1 protein-coding gene and 1 pseudogene are annotated in these 1,940 nt (G+C 58.7%); one reads left to right on the top strand and one right to left on the bottom strand.

Annotated features, from left to right (window positions below):
- Positions 1–366 (top strand): annotated as a pseudogene (locus WCA53_RS28615) (hypothetical protein); the annotation flags it as partial.
- A 77-nt stretch (positions 367–443) separates the two neighbouring features.
- Here the strand turns inward: WCA53_RS28615 and WCA53_RS28610 are convergent.
- Positions 444–1,718: a glycosyltransferase family 87 protein gene (locus WCA53_RS28610; RefSeq protein WP_423918966.1), complete on the bottom strand. Its 1,275-nt coding sequence runs from the start codon at positions 1,716–1,718 to the stop codon at positions 444–446.
- Positions 1,719–1,940: the final 222 nt, after the last annotated feature.

The following is a 1,940-nucleotide window of genomic DNA, read 5'->3' as shown; positions in this document are numbered from 1 at the left end:
TACCTCGGCTTGCTCAACCCGCCGAAATACACCTTCCTGATGCGCGGAGATTACTCATACGGACTTTATTTGTTCGCTTTTCCGATCCAGCAGACCTACGCACTGCTGTTTCCGCAGCACCGCGTGTGGTGGCTCTCCATCGCGTTCACGCTCTGCGTCGGGTTAGCCTATGCGGCATTTTCATGGCATGTGATTGAAAAGCCCATTCTGCGTAGAAAGAACGAGATTATCGGGCGGCTGATGGTTGCCGTCAGGCCGGTGAGCAGGATCATTTCCTCCGGGTGGCGCAACTCTGACAGCAGACTTCGTCGGTTCGCGATCAGCGTGCGATCGAAAATCGCCGCAAAGCAATCGCCGAACTCCTGATTACGCGCGCCTGACGGGCGTCCGCTGTTTCCCCGAGTGCCGACTCCGGATGATGGCGAGAGCGGCGCGGGGACTTCTCAGGCAAAGGGCCGTCCGACATTGCGTCGGAGTCCGATCGAAGGCGGAAAGTACCGCGCGACGCACAGTCCGTAGATGATCAGTATCGCGATCGTGTACGTGACGAGCCTCGGCGCGAACATCAGCAACACCACGGCAAGCGCGCCGAGCAGAATTTCTGTCCTGGGACCCAATGCGGAGACGCGACGGCTGTGATGCTCGAAAGCCGTTCCAAACAGGATCAACAGTGGAATCAGCGCGACAACCAGATGCACGGACTCGAGCATTGGGGAGGCGACCAGCATGGTCGCCCCTGCAAGCGCGTAGTCAATGCGCCGATCTTCGTGGCGCCTGAACACAAGGTATGCAGCAAGCAAGCACGTGGCCGCCGCGAACACCAATGAAGTGATTGCAAGCGTCGTAGCGGATACCGGCATGCCGACGTTTCCCATAACTGTCTGCAACGCACCCCTAACGGAATTGTTGAACGGCGCGCCGCCGATCGACATGTTCTGGTTATTGAGGCGCGACATGTCCGAGGTGAGGTAATGCCACAAAACGCGAAAACCTAACTGAGACACCGTGAACGCAGTGATGATGATCGAGAACCCGATGGTTGCAATCACCGTTCGCCATTCGCGGCGAAGCAACAGCAAGCCGGCCACCGCAAGAGGTGTCACTTTGAGCACGACGGCAAGCGCGAGGAACAGGCCGGCAAGGTAGCGATTTCCCCGCTCGATGAGGAAAAACGTTGCGGCTAGCAGGAAGAACAGCAATTCGTTCGACTGGCCCCAGTAGACATCATCCAGTAGGGGCCGGCTCAGCAGGGCGATCGCAACGAGCAGCACAGCTACCCCAGGCTTGTTGCCACGGTAGGCCATTTTTACGACCAGGACGACACCGGTCGCACATAGGGCGATGGACGCGAGCACCCAGATCGCCTTTGCGGTGAGCGGCGCAAACAGGGCGAGTCGCGAGAAGAGCAGAGCGAACTGCGGAGGGTAGGCATAAAAGCTGTCCACACCGATATGCTGGGACCCCATGGCATGCAGGAACGCAAAGAGACCGTCGCGATCGTAGATCAGCGACGCATCGAACGGCTGGTTCAGCACCGTGGTAAATGCGTACAGGTAGTTATTGAAGTCGCTGAACGCGTCGGGCGGGTTGGCGCGAAATTCCCTGAATATATGCGGCATGCGCGCCGCGAGCATGCCCAAGGCAAGTATTACCAACAAGCCCGCGACGGTGCTGAGGCGCAGTGTCGCCTTGGTGCGTATCGTCGACGTGTTCAACATTGAATTCCCCGGTTGGCGGCACTCAGAAGGAAAAAGACCAACCGCTGCGCTGTCAGGCGGTTGACGCAGCGGGCAGGTACAGCATCAGTACGCTGACGAGAAGAAGCGCCGCTCCCGCGAGTGTTCGAAGCGACATCACTTCGCCGGATGCGACGCCGAACAGCAGAATTTCGAGGATCGTCACCGCTACCATCAGGGGATAAGCGACGCTCAATTCGACGC

The organism is Caballeronia sp., from assembly GCF_049581465.1.
GTDB lineage: Bacteria > Pseudomonadota > Gammaproteobacteria > Burkholderiales > Burkholderiaceae > Caballeronia.
Note: the sequence above shows the minus strand (reverse complement) of the source record. Positions and strands in the feature narration are given on the sequence as shown.